Raw genomic sequence first — 18434 nt, forward strand, 5'->3', positions numbered from 1 at the left:
ACCCCGTCCGCCATGTCGCCCAAGACGCCTGGTCGGCTCTACCCGCCGCGGCCGCCAGCGGATTCTCCGGTACAACAGGCCCGCAAGGCACTCGCTGACGATCTTCGCGAGATCGTTAAACGATCCGGTATGTCAGGGGCCGAGCTGGCCCGCCGGGCCGGGTGGTGCCTTTCCAAACCATCGAAGATCCTCACGCTCGTGACCTCGCCGAGCGTGGACGACATCCGCGCCTGGTGCGAGATCTGTGGGAGCCCGGACCGGGCCGACGACCTCATCGAGAAGATGCTGAACGTCTCCTCGGCATACGTCGAGTGGCGGCGGCGAGAGAGAGCGGGACTGCGCAGCGTTCAGGAGTCCTACGTCCCTCTCTGGGAGCGCACCAACCGGTTCCGGATCTACGAGACCGGCGTCGTCCCCGGCGTCCTTCAGACCGAGGGCTACATGACGGCCGTACTGCGGACGGTCATCGCCTTCAAGAAGCTTCGGAACGACCTCCCCGAGGCTGTCGCGGCGCGCCGGGAGCGGCAGCGCGTGATGCGTTCGGGTGCCCGCGCCTTCGTCGTGGTTATCGAGGAGGCCGCTCTCCGCGTCAGCTTCGGCGGCCCAGCCGTCATGCGCGAACAGCTCGCCTACCTGGCTGCCGCCACAAAGTGGCCCAACGTCGTGCTCGGCGTCATCCCCTTCACCGCCGACCGCACGAGCCGTCTGTGGGTGCCCAAGTCGTTCTGGATCTACGACAGCGAACGGGTGATCACCGAACTCCTCACCGCCGAGGTGACCATCACCCAGCGGTCCGAGGTCGAGATCTACGAGAGCGCCTTCGACACGCTCGCGGATCTCGCGGTCTATGGTGCCGGGGCTCGCGCACTCATTCAGGCGGCGACCGAGCGGTACCCGTAAGCAGAAAGTGCTGCAAGGTTCTGCACGATTGTGGTCCGGCCGGGTAGCCCGCCGTCACTGTCGAGTCAGGTGACGCACACGGCGGGTCTGGTGCGGCGGTAAGTCGGCGCACCACCTGGGGCTACCAGTGGAGGACACCCCCATGCATGAGTTCATCGTCAGCCCCTACATGGGGCGCTACGTCATGGTGAAGCCGGGCGGCAAGGCCGGTGGAACCATGCCCGCCTACAACTACCGGGAGCTCGCGGCGGCGGCACCCGACGATCCGGCCCCCGAGTGGCTGGCCGCCGCGGCGCGCCGGGCGTGGGGCGTCGAGCTGGAGGGCAAGCCGCTCTCGCCTCACGTCCTGGTGCGCGAGGACCCCGGCCTGGGGTATGGGCGCGCGTCGTGGGAGCTCAACCTGGGTTGCAACTACGACTGCCCGCACTGCTACCTCGGTGTGAAGAAGTTCGAGGGCCTGGAGATGGAGGACCGCGTCAAGCTCCTCCGCACCCTGCGGGACGCCGGGGTGCTCTGGCTCCAGATGACCGGCGGCGAACCCATGGTGGACCGCTGGTTCATCGAGAGCTACCAGACCGCCTACGACCTCGGCATGATGATCACCCTGCTCACCAACGGCTCGCGCCTGTTCCTGCCGGGCGTGCTCGACCTCCTGACGAAGCGCCGCCCCGACCGGATCACCGTGTCCGTCTACGGCGCGACGCAGGAGAGCTACGACAAGACGACCAGCCGCACGGGGGCGTACCGGCTGTTCATGAAGGGCATCACCGCCGCGCACGAGGCCGGACTGCCGCTCGCCCTGTCGATGATCGTGACCCAGGACAACGCCCACGAGGTGGGCCTGATGCGCGAGCTGGCCGAGCGGATCGGCGCGCCGATGGACGAGTACACCAACATGGTGCCCACGATCTACGGCGGGGACGAGACGCTGCCGACCCAGTCAGCCGCCCACCTGCGCAAGCGGCAGGTCTTCACCGGGTGCAACGCCGGACACACGTTCTTCCACGTCAACCCGTTCGGCAAGGCGTCGATCTGCAAGGTGGGGCGCGACCCGAGCATCGACCTGATCGCCGAAGGCGTCGAGGGGCTGTCCGGCCTCGGCGCGATCGCTGACTCCCTGTTGCTGCGGCAGGGCGGCTGTACCGGCTGCCAGCTCCAGGGAACGTGCGGCACCTGTATGCCGCTCGTGCAGCTCTACCGCAAGGCCAAGGCACCGCTGGCGACGTACTGCCAGCACCGAGAGAAGGAGCCAGCATGACCGCTGCCCTCGCCCTCCCGACCGTACCGGAGGCGGCCCCGACCGTCGCGGTCACGATAGAGGCCCCCGGCGTCACCCTGATCGAGAACGTCGACGCCCTGTCCGACGGCAACAGGTGCTCCTGCGCGGCGGGAGACGACAACCCCTTCTAGCCCTCGACCGCTTCCCCAGCAGAGCCTGCTTCCGCAGGAGGGGAAGGACCCCGGACCGCTTCGGCGGTCCGGGGTCCTTCACGTTTGGGGGCTCGGTAGCCTTTGGGGCATGCGGTTTCGCTGGGACTGGCTTCAGCCTGTGATGCGTGCGCCGTACGTGCCGACTCTCGGGCCGGTGTTGCCTGAGGCCGTCGGTGTTGGCCTCTTCGCAGCTGTGCTCGGCGTCGCACGCACCGGCCGGTTTCTCCCGTTTGACAAAGACCGGCGTTGGATGACGACCAAGGACGAACGAGTCCTTGTCGGCGATGTCGTTCACACGGCTGCGGAGACGATCGTTCCCGTGCTGAGCGTGCGCGGTGGTGGTCTGGTGAAGGTCTACTACTACGGTGCCGCCGGGCCGGACCTTTCCGTGCTCGCGCGTCTCGGTGAGCGGCTGGCGAAGTCCCACGGCGCGGGGGGCGGCAACCGGGTGATCTGGTTCTCCGACCGGCCGGAAGGCGCGCGCGGCAGGGTGATGGTCAAGCGCTTCTCCTCCGGCGATAAGCAGCCTGTGCGGAACGTCCAGGCCCTCACCGGGTGCCCGGCCGCCGACACCTTTGGTGCGTTCGCCGACGAGATCGGCCCTGAAGGTTTCCCGTTCCTTTACCAGCGGATGAAGGATGGGCGCCAGGACGGCCCGACGCTCGTCACGGTCGCCGACGACCGGATCGTCGGGGCGGTCGGGCCGCTCTCGACCGTCGTAGGGCCGGGTGGCCGCGTGATCCAGCAGCCCGCCTACTTCGCCGTCCATCCCGGCTACCGGGGTCGGGGGTACGGCCGGGACCTGTGGCGGGCGTCGATGGCCTGGGGGCGCGCTCGCGGCGCCGAGGCCAAGGTGCTCCAGGCGTCATGCGGCAGCGCCGCCGAAGCGCTGTACCTCTCCGAGGGCCTGGAGACACACGGGTACGTCTGCCAGGCGTAGCGCTCAAGCATGGCGAGGACTACCGGTTGGGCGCTACGTGTTGGCGCAATGCCTGGTTGATCACGTCTGTGGTGGTTTGGCTGTTTGGAGGCCCGGTAGGTGTGGGTGGGGCGCGCGGGCCGCTGGCGTTCGGCCGGTGTGGTCGGCGCGCCCGGCCGCGCCCTTCAACCGGGGCTGTCGGTGATGCGGATCACCGTCCGGTCGCCTGGGTACGCCTCGTCCTCCTTCTGGCCCGCCCGGCGGAGGACGAGCATGGAGACGCTGGGGGGGAGGTCGTAGTAGCGGCGTTCGGTGGCGGTGGGGGGCCTGGTTGAGACGGTGTCGCCGGGGGCGGCGGGGATGGCGGCCTGTGGGGGCCGTGGTCTGCGGAAGGCGCCTACGCCTGCTTCGACGACGACGAGGCCGTCGCGTTCGAGTTCGGCGAGCGCGTTGCGGACGACGCCGCGGCCGACGTTGAACTCGGCCATCAGCCGCGAGATCGACGGCAGCAGTTCGCCGTCCATCAGCGCGTCGATCCGTTCTCGTAGGACGTCCGCGAGTTGGAGGTAGGGCGGTACCCGTGACGTGCGGTTGATGCGTTCCGGCGACGACATGCCGAGCACGCTGCCACAGGGCCCCGGCTCCGCGAGGAGGTCCGATCGGGGTCGAGCGTGCTAGGCGTTCGAGTCCAGTTCGAATAAGCTGGCATCGGCGCCATTCTGGCCTGGACGGGCGTATGCGGCGGCCCCTGGCAGTCGTCGCTGCCGGGGGCCGCTGGTGTGGGTTGGAGGTCGTGCCGGGCAGGCTGCTTCAAGCACCGCTGTTTCGCCTTGCGACGAGCCAAGCGGCCAGGTCTGGGCCCGGCACGTTGTGGTGCTGACCATCCCGGCTACGGACCACGAGCGGGGCTCCGATCAGCTCACGCTCGCCGATGATCGTGGAGTAGGGCAGACCGAGGTCAGCGAACTCTCGCAGGTGCTGCCGGATGGCACGCGTTCGAAGGACATCCCAGACAGCGATGCGGTGGCTTTGCAGCTCGACGCGAAGGTTGTCCGCGAGTTTGATCGCCTCCTCTTGCGGCTCCGCGAGGACAGCGATCTCCGCTGGCGGTAGTCCTGGCGCTGGAGGTTGCAGATCGGCGAGTCGTTCGAGGCCCAGGACCGCGCTGTAGAGACTCGTGGGAGCTCCGACGAACTTCTCAGCGAAGATCCCGTAGGAGCCTCCGTCGCCGAGGAGCCGTTGATCGCCATCGGGGCGCAACAGGAACGCGGGGCCGTCGTGGAACTCGCTGGCGTGCAATTCGGTGAGATCAATGGCGACTTTCACGCCTTTGGCCCGAAGCCGGTCGGCCAGCGTGTAGCAGGTGAGGAGCCGTTGCATCTCAGGCCCGCCGTCCTGGAGTAGCTGCGCGCCTGAAGGATCGGCAGCGATGCTCTCGGCCAGCTGCGTTGCGTCGGGGTCCGCACATGCTTCGTGCAGGATGGCCGGCCGGCGTGAAGCCGGTGCTGTCCGAAGACGATTGAGGAGCTGATCAACAACGTGCCCGGTCGCCGTTCGGGAGATGGCCGCTCGCCAGAGCCCTGGATCAGTGAGGACGACGGTGAAAGCGCATCTGTCGGCGAGGAAGTCGGCGACTGTAGTGAGCGAGCGAGCCGTAGCGGCCAGGTGCTCGCGCGGCGTAAGCGTTCTGAAGTGGACTTCCATGAGGCCCAGATGGTGGAAGTGCCGGCGGGGGCGGCGCTCGTATCTGAAGACGGGCGTGCAGTGCGTCAGCCTCTGCGATGGGAGCTTCCGTCCTGCTGCGAGCCGCAGGACGGAAGGCAGGCTGTCAGAGATCAGTGCGAGGTCGCGTCCGGCTCGGTCGGGAAACTGGTAGGTCCGTTCGCCTGCCGCGTTGTGCCCGGCTTGGAAGGTCTCCGCGAATCCGACAGGTGGAACCTCGACGCCTTGGAATCCCGACAAACGGCAGACGTCGAACCAGTCCCTGCGGATCTGGTCGTAGATCACCAGGCGATCTGGGCTGACATCGTGCATACCTCGGGGAAGATCAAGCTGCCGACCATGTCCAGGCATACCGCAATTGTGTGTGGCCCGCCCTGGGCGCGCACGCGCAACAACGGACTGGCCGACAATTCCCATGCCGTCCGTGACGGCTACTGCTGTGCTCGCCGCACCCAGGTTTCCGGGTCCGCTTCGGACTGCTCGCCGCTGGCCATGTCCTTGACCTCGTGCGGTTTGTCATCCTCGAAGGGCGGGAACCAGATGAACGGGATGCCCTTTCGGGAGGCGTAACGGATCTGCTTCCCGAGCTTGTCGGCCTGGTGGTAGACCTCCACCTTGAATCCGCGGGACCGAAGGCGCGCCGCGGTCGCGGTGGCGACTTGGGAGCGTTCGTCGCTGGGGACCACGACCAGCAGGTCGCTGGGGCTCTTGGGGCCGTCGGCGGGCAGGAGTCCTTCGGCCAGGAGTTTGGCGAAGATCCTGGTGAGGCCGATGGAGATGCCGATTCCGGGAAGGCTGCGGCGGATGAATGTGCCTGCGAGGTTCTCGTACCGGCCGCCAGAGCAGATGCTGCCGTAGGTCGGGTAGTTGAGGAGCTTTCCCTCATAGACGGTGCCGGTGTAGTAGTCGAGTCCCCTGGCGATGGACAGGTCGGCGCAGATGCTGCCTTCGGGCAGGTCCGACAGCGAGTCCAGGACGAACGCGAGTTCGTCGAGGCCCTCGCTGAGCAGGTCGCTCTTGGGACCGAGTGCGGCGATCCGCTCGATGACCGAGCTGTCGGTTCCACGGATCCTGGCCAGATCGAGGCACGCCTTGGCCTGCTCGTCCGACAGTCCGACCTGGGTGGTGAGGATCCGGGCGACGCCGTCTTCGCCGATCTTGTCGAGTTTGTCGGCCGCGCGGATGACGGCGATCGGGTCGCTGATGCCCATGCCTTCGTAGAAGCCCTGGAGGACCTTGCGGTTGTTGATGTTGATGCTGAAGGGGCCGACGCGCAGCCCGGTGAGGATCTCGTGCACGATGCGCGGCATCTCCGCGTCGAAGTGCAGCGGGACGCTGTCGACGCCGATGACGTCGATGTCGCATTGGGTGAACTCGCGGTAGCGGCCTTCCTGCGGGCGCTCTCCCCGCCAGACTCGCTGGATCTGGTACCGCTTGAACGGGAAGACCAGGTCGTTGAAGTGCTGGGCGACGTATCGTGCGAGCGGCACGGTCAGGTCGAAGTGAAGGCCGAGACGCGCGTCGCTGTCGTCTTCGCCGCCTTGGAGCCGCTTGAGCGTGTACACCTCCTGCGAGGTTTCGCCCTTGGCCAGGAGCGCGTCCAGGATCTCGACCGACGGCGTCTCGATCGAGCAGAATCCGTAGCGCTCGAACGCGGCCCGGATCTCGTCGAGCCAAGCCAGTTCGACCAGCCGGACCTCGGGAAGCCACTCCGTGAAGCCACTGACTGGAGCTGGCCGTACAATCTGCTCGTCGGTCATTCCGGGTGATCTCTTCTCGTGTTCGAAGATGGACTGGAGCCGGTCGTTGCCTTCGGCGGCACCGACCAAAGTCTAAAGCCCTTCCTGAACCTCAGGATGGCCATAGTGACTCACGGTGATCGAAAAGGTCCCGGGCCTGGCCTTGAACCGTGTCATACCAGGCGGTGCGGCCCTTGATCTCGTGGTGGTGGCCGACGACGCGGCTCAGAAACAGGGTCTCCAGGAGGTCTGTGGCGATCGCCGAAGGTTGGTCGTCTCTCATCCAGGTGGGCAGGATCTCCCGCCACAGCTCCCAGGGCAGACCTTGCGGGAGGGTGCCCGAGGCAGAACGCTCACGCAGCTGGTGGACAAGCGCGTCAGGCAGCCGGTCTGTTGCACCGGTGGTGAGGGCGGAGGCCAGCCGGAGGCTGGTGGCTTCGGCCAGCCGGTCGATGTCGGCGTCGTGGTGCGGGACGGGCTGGCCGTTGCCGGGCGGAGTTTGTGCGGTGCCGATCTCGAATCGGTCGGGAGGCGGATCGGCGAGTCGTCGTAGGCAGCGTTCTCGGAGGGAGGTCGCGACCTCTGCGAACTTCGGTCCCATGCCATACTCGCCGGAGAAGCTGCGCAGTTTGTTGCCTCGCCTCTCCGGGATCGGGACGACGTTCCAAGATGAGGTGAGCGCGACGGAAGCGACCAAGGCGTCGACGCCGAACCTCAGGGCGCTGGGTGTCCAGTTCTGTTCGAGGACGAGCTTGGCGCCGCGTCGGGTGATGGCGATGTCGCCGCACAGCGGTTCGCGAAGATCTGCACCGAAGACTCCGGCGAGCAGTGGATAGGCGAGTTGGTAGGTGAGATCGCCGCCGTTCCAGGTGGGAGGGCGTAGCGGGAACACGAAGTCGCTGTCGGAGGTGGCGGAGATCAGTGCACTGATCCAGGAGGCGGGTACGCCGGCCAGGTCGGTGTCGACCATGACGCCGATGTCGAAGCCGTCGTCGTGGAGCAGTTGGAACAGCGCGCGCCAGTTCGTGCCCTTGCCCGAAGCGTGTGCGGTGGTCAGGACCCGTTTCGGGTGTCGGGTGGCGGTCGTGAGGAAGACGTCGGAGGTTCCGTCGGTTGAGGAGTTATCGGCGTTGACGAGCAGCGCGGACACGGGAAACGGCAGCGTGCTCAGAGCAAGGTCGATGTCGCGTGTCACGGTCGCGATCGTGTCGGCTTCGTTGAGGCTGGGCAGTCCGACCAGCACTCGCAGCGTCATGATGGCGTGTCCTGCGGGTCGATCCAGATCACCTCGGGAGAGTGGGCGAGTTCTGTTGGCGTCCTGATGCAGAGGCCGTCGAAGTGGTGCAGGTCGCCGTCCGTCACCGCGCAGTGGAGGATGAACGGCGGCTCTTTGAGGATGGAGACCGGTGCGAAGGTCTCCACATCGACGGCGGCGATGTAGAGGATCTTGAACGTGGACAGGCTCTCCTGGAGGAGACGGCGGATGAGGGAGATGACCTCGCCGGGATCGCTCTCGCCGTTCAGGACCGCGTTGCGGCCCGTTTCCAGCGCGGTGTAGACGCTTCCGACCTCCGCGAGCCGGCCAGCGGGCAGAAAGCGTAGTCGAGACGAGACGGGGACTCCGCTGCCTCGGAATCTGACGCATGGGACGTGCCGGATCTCGCAGTCGATCATGAGGTCCTGGACAGCGCGTTGAACCAGCAGGGCTTGCTCGATGTCCTTCATTCCGAAGTAGCTGGCCGTCGGGCGGCACAGGGAGATCCACCGGATGGCCCCGGTGACCTGTCCGCGCGAGGCGAAGTCGAAGACCGAGCTGTTGAGCCGGTGGTGGCTCTCCCCTTGGTCGATGAACGTCGCGTAGGTCGGCGGGTACATCTCCTGGTCGTCGGAGGAGATGACGATCGTGGCGCCGCGTGATTCGGCCAGCGCGATGTCGGTGTCGATGTCGTAGCGGTAGACGCTGCCGGGAAAGAGCTGGATGCGGTTGGGATAGACCGTCACGATCGTCTGGTCGTTCTCGTTCGCCGACCGTTGGATGAGTTCGCCGTGGGCGTCGTGGAGCGCGCCGAGCGTGTGGACGGACCCGATCGACTGGCCGGTGCTCCAGAGCTCCCGTAGGAACGGACGAGCCTCGGCGACGGAGGTGATGTGCAGCAATTCGCGCCTTTCAGATCGGTGACCGCAGGGAGGCGGTCAAGGACGAAGTGAGACGTCGATGACCCGGCCGACCCATCGGGCGGACAGATCAATGGCATCGTGCAGGTGATCGGCGAACCCTGCCGGGTGCCGCACACGGACCGTTACGGGACTGCCTCCTCGCGGCGGCTCGTCGGGAGCAGCCCCGCTCGACAGGGACCGCGCGGTGTCGTGGGTGTCGAAGTCGGCTTCGAAGCGGCTGTCGACGTCGGAAACATGCGTGCTGGAGGCGAGATCCGCGCGAGGAAGCAAGGCGGTGTCGTGGAGGGCGAGCTGTCGGCACGTAGCGCGGAGTTCCGCGTCGGCCACCAAGTCGTCCAGGAAGTCGAGGAGCAGGTCACGGCTCTCGCTGGGATCGGTGAAGAGCGCGCTCCGGACTCGGCTTCGCAGGCTTCGGTGAAAGTAGCACTCGGCGTGTATTTCCTCGAACGCTCGGGCGAGTTGACGGCTGAGCCTCCCTGGCCTGCTGGCGACGAAAGCGGGCAGCGCGTCAAGGACCGTGGTCGGCTGTGTTCCTCCCCATCGGGCGAGGGCTCGGACGGTCGTGGAGGCCCAGCCGGAGCCGATCAGAATCTCATCCGCCAGGAGAAGCCGTAGCCCTGCCCGGTTCTCCTCGATGCTGAGGGTGGAGTGCTGGAGGACCCCCTCGTAGTCGACCGCCGGATCGGGTCTGATCGTGATCAGGTTGAACTTCTCGCGGTCGGCGTCGTAGGTGGTGTTCGGCAGGATCCACAGCGGATGGATCAGCAGGCTCGGGAAGGCCAGGAATAGTTCGTCGTAGGCGGCACGGAAATCCGTCAGTGTCTCACCGGGCAACCCGAAGATCAGTTCCGCGCCGACGTGGCCGCCGCCAGCGATCACGCGCTGAGCCATGGCGGTCATCTCCGGTCGGCCGCGCTCTGACCGGCCAGCGAGTTTCAGGGCGGGGCGGCTCATCGTCTGCAAGGCCAGGTAGACGTTGGTGTGGACTCCGGACTCCTGGAAGATCGTGAGGATCTCCTCCACGGTCGCCGCGTGGTTCTTGGCCCAGTTCACGTGGACGGTGTGGGGAGCGCCGTGGCGTTTCAGGGTGCGTACGAGCATGTGGGCGACGTCCACGTCCTGGCGGAGGATGCCGAAGTTGGCGTCGCACAGGAAGACCGTGCCGACCCCGGATCTGCCGATGATGTCGAGTTCGGCTTCGAGCCGATCAGACGCCGCTTTCGTCAACCGTTGTCCCACGGCTCCGCCCCAGTGGCAGAACGAGCAGTGATAGGGGCAGCCCCGGTTCGTCTCCCACAGGGCGACATCGAACCGCGCCAGGTCGAGTCCGGGCTGAAGATACGCCGAGGGTGCTTCGTCGAGAGACGCCATGCGGGGCCGATCAGCCGTCGACACGACCGATCCAGCTTGCCGGAAGGCCAGACCGGAGATGTCCGCGAATCCTCGATCGCCATGGCGGAGTGAGGCGACGAGCTCGCAGATCGTCCGCTCGCCCTCTCCGGTGATCACCAGGTCGAGCTCCGGGAGTTCACGGAGCCACCGATCGCCCTGGTGGGACACGTGGTTGCCGCCGAAGACGATGACGGTGTCGGGTAGGAGTTGGCGGAGCGTCGGAAGCATCTGGCGGTAGGCCATGACGTTCCAGCCCTGGCAGGAGAAGCCCAGCAGGTCTGGTTGGACGGCCTGGATCTCCTCGATGACCGAAGCGAGGCTCGTTGAGGCGAGGAAGGCGTGCACGGAGACGTCCAGGCCCTCTGCGAGATCTTCATCTGCGAGGAGCGCCGCTCGGAGCAGCATGACGCCCAGAGGGGTGTAGGCGACTCGCGCTTCGCCCGAGAGATCCACCAGGCTGACCTTGAAATCCTTGGTCAACGTCACGTGGATTTCCCGGGGTCCCGTGCCAGCAGTGAGGCGAGCGCCTCGACCTCGTCAGCGAGTTCCGCCACGTCGGGGTCCTTACTCGCTCGCAGCGCCTCGACCAGGCCGACGCACCTGTCGGTGAGCAGGGCTCCGCGCTGCCCGCCGAGTCGCGCACCAGAGAAGTTCGTCTTGACCGCGCTCGCCCGGTACAGCGACGTCCCTCTGAGATCGGCTCCGTCGAAGATCGACTGGTTGATCCGAGCGTAGGTCGCCCAGCCCTGCGGGAAGGTGGCCTCGGACAGGTCCGCGGCCAGATATGCCTGGGTCAGGTTCGTACCGTCGAGTCGCGCGCCCACCAACCGGGCCGATGCCGGCGGATCACCGATCACCGATGCGCGGTAGAGGTAGCTCTCCCGAAGGTCGACCCTGCTGAGATCGCAGTTCCGGAACGTGGCGTAACGTCCGGCGAACCGGGGCATCACGGCGTCGGTGAAGGTGCATTCAGCCGCGGTGAGCCCTTCAGCGCGGATCCCTTCGCCTTGGATCCTCCTGCCGGTGACTCCGCACAAGGTCGCCTCTTGCAGGAGCGCGCGGTCCAGGACCGCTCCATCCAAGCTGACCTCGACCAGCCTGGCCCGCCGGAGATCAGCTCCGGAAAGGTCGATCCCCGCGAGATCCCCGCCCTCGACGTCGACGCTCGGTGCGTGCAGCCCTGCCGCGCTGACGTGGTGGGCGCGAACACCGAGCAGCCTCAACGAAGGAAGCTGCGCCGCCTTCAGCACGAGGCGATCAGCCGAGGTCGGTCGCTGGATGACCAGACCGCGCCCCCGTGCCTCGCTCAGATCTCCGCCGGAGAGGTTGCAACGAGTGATCGAGGCATGGTCAAGGTGCGCCCGAAGCAGCCTGACATCAGCCATCCCGCATTCGTTGAAGACCGCGCCGTGCAGATCCGCATCCGACAAATCAGCCCGGCCAAGATCGCACTGGTAAAACGTCGAGCCAGCCAGTTCGGAGCCCGTCAGCCGCGCCCCGGCGAGAGAGCAGCCGTGGAAGAGAGACCCCGTGGCATCGACGAGCTGACGGAGATCGGCTCCCGCCAGGAAACTGGCCTGCACCGCCAATGCATGCACGTACGCCCCACGCAGGCTCGCATCGGTGAGATCCGTCCGCTCCAACCCAGCGCAGACCAGCGAGCTTCCCGACAGATCAGCACCCATGAGCTTGGTGCCGAAAAGACTCGCACGATTCAAATTCGCATAACGAAGGTCGAAGCCAGACAGATCTAGACCGGAAAGGTCGGCCTGGCCCAGATTCAGACCGCGGCCTGTCCGTTCAAGTAGATCTGGTCGACAATTTCACCGCGGTCTATTGAACGACCGCCCGGGACCAGGTTGGTGCTGGAACGCAGCCTCAGCCGACGGCGCTCGGTGGGCGGAACCGTAGGCAGCTCGGGGGTGGAAGGTTGGGTGTTTGGTGGCCGGTGCAGGTCAGGGGTGGTTGAGCCTGCTAGGTGTTCGAGGTTTGTTCGAATAGGCTGGGGATCGCGCTTTCCTGGCCTGGGGAAGCGCGCGCGGCGGTTTCTTGGCCCGGCCTGACCGAGGAACCGCGACGACCCCCGGCAGTCCTTACTACCGGGGGCCGTTGGCGTTGGATCAGGGGGTGAGTGATCCCGTGCGGATGCGGGCGGTCAGGCGGCCCAGGTCGCGGTGGGGTTAGATCAGTCGGGTGGTGTAGCCGAGGGTGACCAGGCGATTGAAGGCGTCGTTGACGTGGGGTGGGATGTTCTGGGGGATGGCGTAGCCGAGTTTGGGGTACTCGGCTATGCGTTGGGTGTCTCCGACGAGCATGTTGATGACGCGGTCGGCGTCTCCGATGCTGTTGATGTACTCGTCCAGGGGGAGGGGGCGGGAGGCGCAGATGATGTCGAGTTCGGGCCAGAGTTTCTTGGCGGTGGCGTAGGCGCGACGCTGCTGGTAGGGCCGTGAGATCAGGGCTGCTGACCTGACGGTGATGTTTTTGGTGGTGAGGAGCTGACGGGTGAGGGTGATGTTCTGGCCTGTGTTGGTGGCCTCGGTCTCGGTGAGGATCGCCTCTGAGGGGACGTCCAGCTCTATGGCGTGTTCCCGGTAGTGGACGGCCTCTCCACGGGGGAATCGGGCGATGGTGGTGGGGGCGTTGGCGCCGGTGAACACGATGAGCGGGAAGATCCGCTGATGGAAGAGCTCCGCGGCGTAGGTGGCCACGCCCAGGTCATGGCTGCCCAGGCCGATTCCGACGTCCACCGGCCGTAGGGAGTGCTCCATGTGGTGGTAGTTCCACAGGGTTTCCACGTCGGCCCGGTAGGCGTCAGGCAGGAGTGAGCTGGCGGGCATGCGGCTCCTCAGTCAGGGATCTTGAAGGCGTAGGACCAAGCGAAACGGGACGCGGCATGGAGGCCACGGGCGAACTCCACGATGCCGCCGTCCCGGGTGAAGGTCTTGCGGTGGAGGACGACAACGGGCTCGCCAGCGGGGAGTTGCAGCAGTTTTATCTCGTCCGGGGTGGGCATGCGGGCCTGGAGACGCTCGGTTGGGTCAGGTTGGTTGGGTGGGGATGACGTAGGCGAGTTCGTAGCGGTCTACGGGGATGATGATGTCGGCGGTTTCTACCGGTTGGTCTCCGGTGTAGGTCCGTTGGATCGTCATCACGATTGAGCCTGTGGGGATGTCGAGTTCGGCGGCTTCCGTGGTGAGTGCGGGGCGTGCTGTGACGATTTCGGTGGCTGTGCTGATGGGGACGCCGATGACGCGCATGCGTTCCACGACGCCGCGTCCGGCGTAGGGTCCGTCCTCGGGCAGTACCACGGGGGTGCCGCTGGTGATCTCCAGTGGTTCCCATGAGGTGGAGAGCATGACCGGTTCGTCGTCGGCGGTGAAGACGTACCGGGTCCTCATGACGGGGGCGCCTGGCTCGATCATGAGTCGGGCGGCGATGGCGGGTGGTGCGCTGGTCGTCTCCGACGAGGATCGCCAGCCGCCGGACCTTTGCTGCGCGGCCATGTCGGCGCGGAACGGGCTGCCGTCGCGTGCCTCGCGGTACCAGCTGCGGGTCAGGCGGCGGAGTTGTGGGCGTTCGCGCACGTAGGTGCCACTGCCTGGCCTGGCTTCCACAAGCCTTTCGGCGACGAGCAGACGCACGGCTTCGACAGCGGTCTTGTCGGCGACTCCGTAGCGTTCGCCGAGTTCGCGGCGGCTCGGTAGGCGGGCACCCGGAGCCAGCTCGCCTCCGATGATCCGCGTTCGCAGGTCGTCGGCGATCCGCTGGTACTCGGGCTGGCTCATCGAGATCTCCCATCGAAGTCGCCGAACAGCCTGACAACCTGAGTACACCACTCGCGAGCTGAGTACTCAGCATAGATATCTGGGTAGTCAGATTGAGTGGTTCGGTGAATACCTGGACGTATCCGGCTTATCCGGAATCCGTGTCGCGTGCACGTCACGACGCGCGTCGAGTCGCAGAGATGAGCGGGGCCGCCGACGCCGTAGAACTCGTGGTGGCGGAGCTGGCGACGAACGGCCCCGGTCTTGTCCTCGTTGGCGTGCGTGGGGTCACCGGCCCGAGTTCGGGGGTGGAAGGTTGGGTGTTTGGTGGCCGGTGCAGGTCAGGGGTGGTCGGGGATGCTAGGTGTTCGAGGTCTGTTCGAATAGGCTGGGGGTCGCGCTTTCCTGGCCTGGGGAAGTGCGCGCGGCGGTTTCTTGGCCCGGCCTGACCGGGAAACCGCGACGACCCCCGGCAGCGAGCACTGTCGGGGGTCGTCATGTGGGTTTGTCAGGCGAGGTTGCCGGTCCGGACGCGCTGGGCGAGACGGCCGGGCTGGCGGCGTGTGACGCTGAGGTGGGCGAGTTCGGCGGTGAGCTTTCGCCAGGCGGGGCGGCTGAACGTCAGGGCCGGGCCGGACGGGTTCTTCGAGTCGCGGACGGCGACGGCGGCGGGCAGGTTCAGCGCGACTTCCACGCAGTTGTCCCCCTCCGGGATGCTGTAGCTGCTCTTGAACCAGGCGGCGTGGGACAGGCTCCGGTCGATCATGGCCTGGACTCCCTAGAGGTCGAGTTTGGCGGTGAGCTTTCGCCAGGCGGAGCGGCTGAACGTCAGGGCCGGGCCGGACGGGTTCTTCGAGTCGCGGACGGCGACGGCGGCGGGCAGGTTCAGCGCGACTTCCACGCAGGCGTCCCCCTCCGGGATGCTGTAGCTGCTCTTGAACCAGGCGGCGTGGGACAGGCTCCGGTCGATCATGGCCTGGACTCCCTAGTGGTCGAGTTCCGTCGTGAGCTTCCGCCACGAGGCGCGGCTGAACCGCAGGGCCGGGCCGGACGGGTTCTTCGAGTCGCGGACGGCGATGGCGGGCAGGTTCAGCGCGACCTCGACGCAGTTGTCGCTGTTGGCACTGCTGTAGCTGCTCTTGAACCAGGCAGCGTTGGACAAGCTCCGGTCGATCATGGCCTGGACTCCTACTTGATGAACTTCTCGATGAACGCAGCCGATTCCTCGGGTGACAGCGCCATCCGGGTGATGCGGCTGAACGCCAGTTTACTGAGGTCTACCTGGTGCTGATTCTCCACGTAAATGTCACCTGCCGCGCTGTCCACGAACACCTTGTCGGGTCTCTGCTCCCCGAACGCCAGGATGCTGAACGAGCCCGTCATGCCCGGGTGCCCGCCTGACCCTGTCGGGAGGACCTGAATCACCACGTTGGCTCTCTTGGCGTCCAAGAGCAGCCGGGTGAACTGCCCACGCATCACCTCCGGGCCGCCGATCCCAGATCGGAGGGCAGCCTCGCCGATCACCGCGTGGAACTGGACGGGCGGAGTGTCCGCGCGGGTGAGGACCAGTTGCCGCGATATCCGCGCCCTCACCCAGGAAGACGGCGGGGACTCCTCGTTGACTTCGGTCCGGAGAGCCTGGGCGTACTCCGGCGTTTGGAGGAGGCCGGGTATCACCTGCGGAGCCCATTCGGAGATGCGCTCAGAGACGTCTTCCAGCGCCACGTACGGGCCGTTGAAAACACCGCTGAACTCGGCCCACCAGTCGATCTGATCGACTTCGCCGGCCAGGCGCAGCACCTTGTCTCGTATCTCAGGGGCGACCCCGTAGAGGTCGAGGAGCCTTGCGGTGTCGGTGACGCTGATTCCGTTCCGGCAGGTCTCGATGTGTCCGACCTTCGCGGTGGACCATCCCATGGCTCTTCCGGCTGCCGCCTGACTCATCCCGGCTGGACGCAGGTCCTTGAGGAGGTGGGCCACCTGCATGGCCCGCGCGGAAGGGATGAAGTTGCTCGGCGGGTTCGAGGACGACATGGACCCAGTCTCTCGCGTGAGAAGCACAGCGGGATACCAAACCCCCCAGACAAAATGTAGGCACCTACTGGACAAGCGTAGAGCCTACACGGCACTATCGGGTCACATCCTGTTACAGCACGCTACGCATCGGCGGTCAGCCATGACGAACGTTTCGCGGAACAGAGCACCAGATTTCAGCCTCGTCGGTTACATCCACATGCGGCTCGATCAGACGATGCCTCGTCGTGCCCGGTCGTGGGTGGTGGGTCTCGCGGTGCAGTACGGCTGCGGGGGCGACGCCCTGGACGCGATCAGGCTGCTGACGTCCGAGCTCGCGACGAACGCGTTGCGGCACGGCGCGCAGGGCGAGGAGCACAAGGTCCGGGTGGCGCTGTTGCGCGACCCGAAGGGGCTCCGGGTCGAGGTCAACGATCGGGGCGCGGGGATTCCGCAGCCGCGTGACGCCGACACCGCCGACGAGGACGGGCGCGGCCTCTTCCTCGTCGCCGCCCTCGCCCGCGCCTGGGGGCATCGCCCCGGTTACGACGGCGGGACCACCGTCTGGTTCGAGCTCGACACCTAGACCGCGCGGCGGGCGGGTGCGCCTCTCTCCGGACCCCGTCCGCCGTGTGACCCAACAAGACGAACGGCCCCGGCCCGCTGCGCGAACAGCGGGAGTTCCGGGGCCTCGGACAGACTCAGGAGGTCTGACCTATGGGCAAGCCTAAGCTCCCCGACACCCTGGACATCACGTTCGACGCCGAAGCCGGAACCATGTCGTGCCCGGCGACACCCCACACCGCTACCCGTACCGAGGGCGGCGACTGGGCGGTGTCCTGGCTGCCCGGCCGGCACCTCACGCGGGAGCGGGCCCGGGACGCCATCCGCGTCGCCGTCCTGGCCACCCTGCCGACCGGGGACCCGCGCCGCTGCCTCATCGGCGACCTCGCCGGGCCGCTCGGCCTGGACCCTGACGACGCGATCGTCCGGGCGTCCGCCCCGGTCGGTTCCGCTCTCCCGCCACGGCTGGAGCCGCCACGGCCCGGCCCGGAGTCCCGGCCGCCTGTCGCCGCGCCGCTCGCGCACGACCTGGCCGCCGCGCTGATCGAAGCGCACGCCGCGACGGTGGAGGCGTTCGCGATCCCCGCGGACCTCGGTGCCGTGGCGGCCCGTCGGCTGCTGGCGGCGCGGCGGGACGCGGTGCGGCTGCTGATCGCGCTCGACCGGCCCGGCCTGACCGCAGCCGGACTCCTGCACGACGTCGCCCGGCTGCGCGCGGAGATCGCCCGGACCGACCGGGAGATCGTCGAGCCCGAACGGACGCGGGCCGCCGAACGTGCGGCGCGTGCCGTCGCGCGGAAGGCGGCCAAGGGGGCCGAGCCGCAGGTCGAGGTCGCGAACGCCGCCGAGTCCCTGCCCGAGATCGGCGCCGCGCCTCAGGCCGACGTCGAAGCCGTTCCCGCGCTGTCGCCCGACGACGATCAGGAGCCGGTCGCCGAGCTGCGGCCGGTCACCTGGCTGGACGACCGTCGCCTCGCCCTCGCCCCCGCCTCGGCGTTGCCGTCCGTCGGCGCCCGCTCGGTGACGCTGTTCGATCGCGAGCTCCTGCGTGAGGCCCTCCGGCCGCGCGTCCTGGACCTGCTCGCCCGTCAGCCGCAGCCCGTTCCCGCCCATGGCGTTCGGGCCCGGTGGTCGGCGTGACCACTCTGACCGTTCGTCCGTCCGGTGCGTGGATCCCCGTCGGCGAGGACGGCGCGCGTGTGGTCCATCCGGGGGTGGCCCGGCGTGTCGGCGATGTGGCGGTGCGGGTGCGGGAGCGTGCGTTGGCTGAGGCGTTCCCGGGGGCGCTGGTCTGGTTCGGTCGGGGGCTCGGCGAGGACGGGTCCGGTACCGGGACCTGGTGGGCGATGGTGCCTGACCACGACCGTCTGATCGAGGCGCCGGGCCCGGTCGCTCTGGCCGCCGAGCTGCGCCAGATGACGCCGCCGCCGTCCAGGCCGGGGCCGGTGCGCGCCAGGCCGCGCACGCCGCTGCCTGCCGCCGCTGCGTCCCGTATGCGGCCGCCACCCGATCCGCCATGCCCCCCGATGAACATCAGCCGATGGCTCGACCCCGACCCCGATCCTGGCCCTGCTCGTCCGACCTTGCTCGCGCGGGCGCTCGCCTGGGTGCGGGCGTGGGCCGCATGAACTTCTTGGAGGTATCTGTGACAGATCATCCGCCCAGTGGTCATCCGCTTACCCGTGGCTGTCCTGTCGACTGTCTTATCCCGCATATCGCTGTGTTCGGGGGTGCGGGCAACGGCGGGCGGGTCGTGGTGGCGGTGAAGCACGCCGGGTGCCGGACGGTGGGTGATGTGGCCGATCGTGT

The 18434-nt window shown here is 67.3% G+C and carries 20 protein-coding genes and 2 pseudogenes; 7 read left to right on the forward strand and 15 right to left on the reverse strand.

Annotated features, from left to right (window positions below; translation table 11 throughout):
* The first annotated feature begins 12 nt into the window (after positions 1-12).
* From LO762_RS29260 to LO762_RS29275, 4 genes are all read left to right on the forward strand, one after another.
* On the forward strand, positions 13-900 hold the full coding sequence (locus LO762_RS29260; RefSeq protein ID WP_374201604.1) for a helix-turn-helix domain-containing protein: 888 nt from the start codon (positions 13-15) through the stop codon (positions 898-900).
* Positions 901-1042: 142 nt separating this feature from the next.
* Positions 1043-2158 carry a radical SAM protein gene (locus tag LO762_RS29265; RefSeq protein ID WP_230619368.1) on the forward strand — a complete coding sequence of 372 codons (1116 nt, stop codon included), beginning with the start codon at positions 1043-1045 and terminating at the stop codon, positions 2156-2158.
* The gene (locus LO762_RS29270) at positions 2155-2310 is read left to right on the forward strand and encodes a hypothetical protein (protein WP_230619369.1); all 156 of its coding nucleotides are present in this window, start codon (positions 2155-2157) and stop codon (positions 2308-2310) included. Before LO762_RS29265 ends, LO762_RS29270 begins: the two co-directional genes overlap by 4 nt.
* A gap of 109 nt (positions 2311-2419) precedes the next feature.
* Positions 2420-3271 carry a GNAT family N-acetyltransferase gene (locus LO762_RS29275; protein WP_230619370.1) on the forward strand — a complete coding sequence of 284 codons (852 nt, stop codon included), beginning with the start codon at positions 2420-2422 and terminating at the stop codon, positions 3269-3271.
* A gap of 164 nt (positions 3272-3435) precedes the next feature.
* Here the strand turns inward: LO762_RS29275 and LO762_RS29280 are convergent, their stop codons facing one another.
* The 15 genes and pseudogenes from LO762_RS29280 to LO762_RS29345 all read right to left on the reverse strand — a co-directional run bounded on the left by LO762_RS29280 (position 3436) and on the right by LO762_RS29345 (position 16082).
* Entirely contained in the window at positions 3436-3864 is a 429-nt protein-coding gene (locus LO762_RS29280; RefSeq protein WP_230619371.1) for a winged helix-turn-helix domain-containing protein, read from the reverse strand.
* A 196-nt stretch (positions 3865-4060) separates the two neighbouring features.
* Complete coding sequence (locus LO762_RS29285) at positions 4061-5284, reverse strand: ATP phosphoribosyltransferase regulatory subunit (RefSeq protein WP_230619372.1); 1224 nt, start codon at positions 5282-5284, stop codon at positions 4061-4063.
* A gap of 119 nt (positions 5285-5403) precedes the next feature.
* The gene (gene hisS, locus LO762_RS29290) at positions 5404-6732 is read right to left on the reverse strand and encodes a histidine--tRNA ligase (protein WP_230619373.1); all 1329 of its coding nucleotides are present in this window, start codon (positions 6730-6732) and stop codon (positions 5404-5406) included.
* Between the two features lie 91 nt (positions 6733-6823).
* Positions 6824-7966, reverse strand: coding sequence for a hypothetical protein (locus tag LO762_RS29295; RefSeq protein WP_230619374.1), 1143 nt, complete (start codon positions 7964-7966; stop codon positions 6824-6826).
* Positions 7963-8868 (reverse strand): pantoate--beta-alanine ligase, encoded by a 906-nt coding sequence (locus LO762_RS29300; protein ID WP_230619375.1) that lies wholly within the window; start codon positions 8866-8868, stop codon positions 7963-7965. Before LO762_RS29300 ends, LO762_RS29295 begins: the two co-directional genes overlap by 4 nt.
* 36 nt (positions 8869-8904) lie before the next feature.
* Positions 8905-10767 (reverse strand): B12-binding domain-containing radical SAM protein, encoded by a 1863-nt coding sequence (locus tag LO762_RS29305; protein ID WP_230619376.1) that lies wholly within the window; start codon positions 10765-10767, stop codon positions 8905-8907.
* The gene (locus LO762_RS29310; protein WP_230619377.1) at positions 10764-11966 is read right to left on the reverse strand and encodes a pentapeptide repeat-containing protein; all 1203 of its coding nucleotides are present in this window, start codon (positions 11964-11966) and stop codon (positions 10764-10766) included. Before LO762_RS29310 ends, LO762_RS29305 begins: the two co-directional genes overlap by 4 nt.
* A 12-nt stretch (positions 11967-11978) precedes the next feature.
* A pseudogene (locus tag LO762_RS33995) lies at positions 11979-12065 on the reverse strand (pentapeptide repeat-containing protein); the annotation flags it as partial.
* Between the two features lie 396 nt (positions 12066-12461).
* A complete protein-coding gene (locus LO762_RS29315) occupies positions 12462-13121 on the reverse strand; it encodes a YdcF family protein (protein ID WP_230619378.1) in 660 nt (219 codons plus the stop codon).
* Positions 13122-13129: 8 nt separating this feature from the next.
* A pseudogene (locus LO762_RS29320) lies at positions 13130-13303 on the reverse strand (UTRA domain-containing protein); the annotation flags it as partial.
* Between the two features lie 19 nt (positions 13304-13322).
* Positions 13323-14069 (reverse strand): GntR family transcriptional regulator, encoded by a 747-nt coding sequence (locus tag LO762_RS29325; RefSeq protein ID WP_230619380.1) that lies wholly within the window; start codon positions 14067-14069, stop codon positions 13323-13325.
* Positions 14070-14556: 487 nt separating this feature from the next.
* Positions 14557-14814 carry a DUF397 domain-containing protein gene (locus LO762_RS29330; RefSeq protein ID WP_230619381.1) on the reverse strand — a complete coding sequence of 86 codons (258 nt, stop codon included), beginning with the start codon at positions 14812-14814 and terminating at the stop codon, positions 14557-14559.
* A gap of 12 nt (positions 14815-14826) precedes the next feature.
* A complete protein-coding gene (locus LO762_RS29335; RefSeq protein WP_230619382.1) occupies positions 14827-15021 on the reverse strand; it encodes a DUF397 domain-containing protein in 195 nt (64 codons plus the stop codon).
* A 12-nt stretch (positions 15022-15033) separates the two neighbouring features.
* Entirely contained in the window at positions 15034-15225 is a 192-nt protein-coding gene (locus tag LO762_RS29340; RefSeq protein ID WP_230619383.1) for a DUF397 domain-containing protein, read from the reverse strand.
* An 11-nt stretch (positions 15226-15236) separates the two neighbouring features.
* On the reverse strand, positions 15237-16082 hold the full coding sequence (locus tag LO762_RS29345) for a helix-turn-helix transcriptional regulator (RefSeq protein ID WP_230619384.1): 846 nt from the start codon (positions 16080-16082) through the stop codon (positions 15237-15239).
* Between the two features lie 142 nt (positions 16083-16224).
* Here LO762_RS29345 and LO762_RS29350 point away from each other — a divergent pair, with 142 nt between their 5' ends.
* The 3 genes from LO762_RS29350 (at position 16225) to LO762_RS29360 (ending at position 18253) form a co-directional block, all read left to right on the forward strand.
* Positions 16225-16647 (forward strand): ATP-binding protein, encoded by a 423-nt coding sequence (locus LO762_RS29350; protein WP_230619385.1) that lies wholly within the window; start codon positions 16225-16227, stop codon positions 16645-16647.
* Positions 16648-16778: 131 nt separating this feature from the next.
* Positions 16779-17765: a hypothetical protein gene (locus LO762_RS29355; RefSeq protein WP_230619386.1), complete on the forward strand. Its 987-nt coding sequence runs from the start codon at positions 16779-16781 to the stop codon at positions 17763-17765.
* Positions 17762-18253: a hypothetical protein gene (locus LO762_RS29360; protein WP_230619387.1), complete on the forward strand. Its 492-nt coding sequence runs from the start codon at positions 17762-17764 to the stop codon at positions 18251-18253. Before LO762_RS29355 ends, LO762_RS29360 begins: the two co-directional genes overlap by 4 nt.
* Positions 18254-18434 lie beyond the last annotated feature (181 nt).

This window comes from Actinocorallia sp. API 0066, from assembly GCF_020991275.1.
Taxonomy (GTDB): domain Bacteria; phylum Actinomycetota; class Actinomycetes; order Streptosporangiales; family Streptosporangiaceae; genus Actinocorallia.

Bases quoted from the DNA above. Each gene is read 5' to 3' on its own strand.
- LO762_RS29260 (WP_374201604.1), top strand. From the start codon at position 13: ATGTCGCCCAAGACGCCTGGTCGGCTCTACCCGCCGCGGCCGCCAGCG.
- LO762_RS29265 (WP_230619368.1), top strand. From the start codon at position 1,043: ATGCATGAGTTCATCGTCAGCCCCTACATGGGGCGCTACGTCATGGTG.
- LO762_RS29270 (WP_230619369.1), top strand. From the start codon at position 2,155: ATGACCGCTGCCCTCGCCCTCCCGACCGTACCGGAGGCGGCCCCGACC.
- LO762_RS29275 (WP_230619370.1), top strand. From the start codon at position 2,420: ATGCGGTTTCGCTGGGACTGGCTTCAGCCTGTGATGCGTGCGCCGTAC.
- LO762_RS29280 (WP_230619371.1), bottom strand. From the start codon at position 3,864: ATGTCGTCGCCGGAACGCATCAACCGCACGTCACGGGTACCGCCCTAC.
- LO762_RS29285 (WP_230619372.1), bottom strand. From the start codon at position 5,284: ATGCACGATGTCAGCCCAGATCGCCTGGTGATCTACGACCAGATCCGC.
- hisS (WP_230619373.1), bottom strand. From the start codon at position 6,732: ATGACCGACGAGCAGATTGTACGGCCAGCTCCAGTCAGTGGCTTCACG.
- LO762_RS29295 (WP_230619374.1), bottom strand. From the start codon at position 7,966: ATGACGCTGCGAGTGCTGGTCGGACTGCCCAGCCTCAACGAAGCCGAC.
- LO762_RS29310 (WP_230619377.1), bottom strand. From the start codon at position 11,966: ATGGGTGCTGATCTGTCGGGAAGCTCGCTGGTCTGCGCTGGGTTGGAG.
- LO762_RS29315 (WP_230619378.1), bottom strand. From the start codon at position 13,121: ATGCCCGCCAGCTCACTCCTGCCTGACGCCTACCGGGCCGACGTGGAA.
- LO762_RS29325 (WP_230619380.1), bottom strand. From the start codon at position 14,069: ATGAGCCAGCCCGAGTACCAGCGGATCGCCGACGACCTGCGAACGCGG.
- LO762_RS29330 (WP_230619381.1), bottom strand. From the start codon at position 14,814: ATGATCGACCGGAGCCTGTCCCACGCCGCCTGGTTCAAGAGCAGCTAC.
- LO762_RS29335 (WP_230619382.1), bottom strand. From the start codon at position 15,021: ATGATCGACCGGAGCCTGTCCCACGCCGCCTGGTTCAAGAGCAGCTAC.
- LO762_RS29340 (WP_230619383.1), bottom strand. From the start codon at position 15,225: ATGATCGACCGGAGCTTGTCCAACGCTGCCTGGTTCAAGAGCAGCTAC.
- LO762_RS29345 (WP_230619384.1), bottom strand. From the start codon at position 16,082: ATGTCGTCCTCGAACCCGCCGAGCAACTTCATCCCTTCCGCGCGGGCC.
- LO762_RS29350 (WP_230619385.1), top strand. From the start codon at position 16,225: ATGACGAACGTTTCGCGGAACAGAGCACCAGATTTCAGCCTCGTCGGT.
- LO762_RS29355 (WP_230619386.1), top strand. From the start codon at position 16,779: ATGGGCAAGCCTAAGCTCCCCGACACCCTGGACATCACGTTCGACGCC.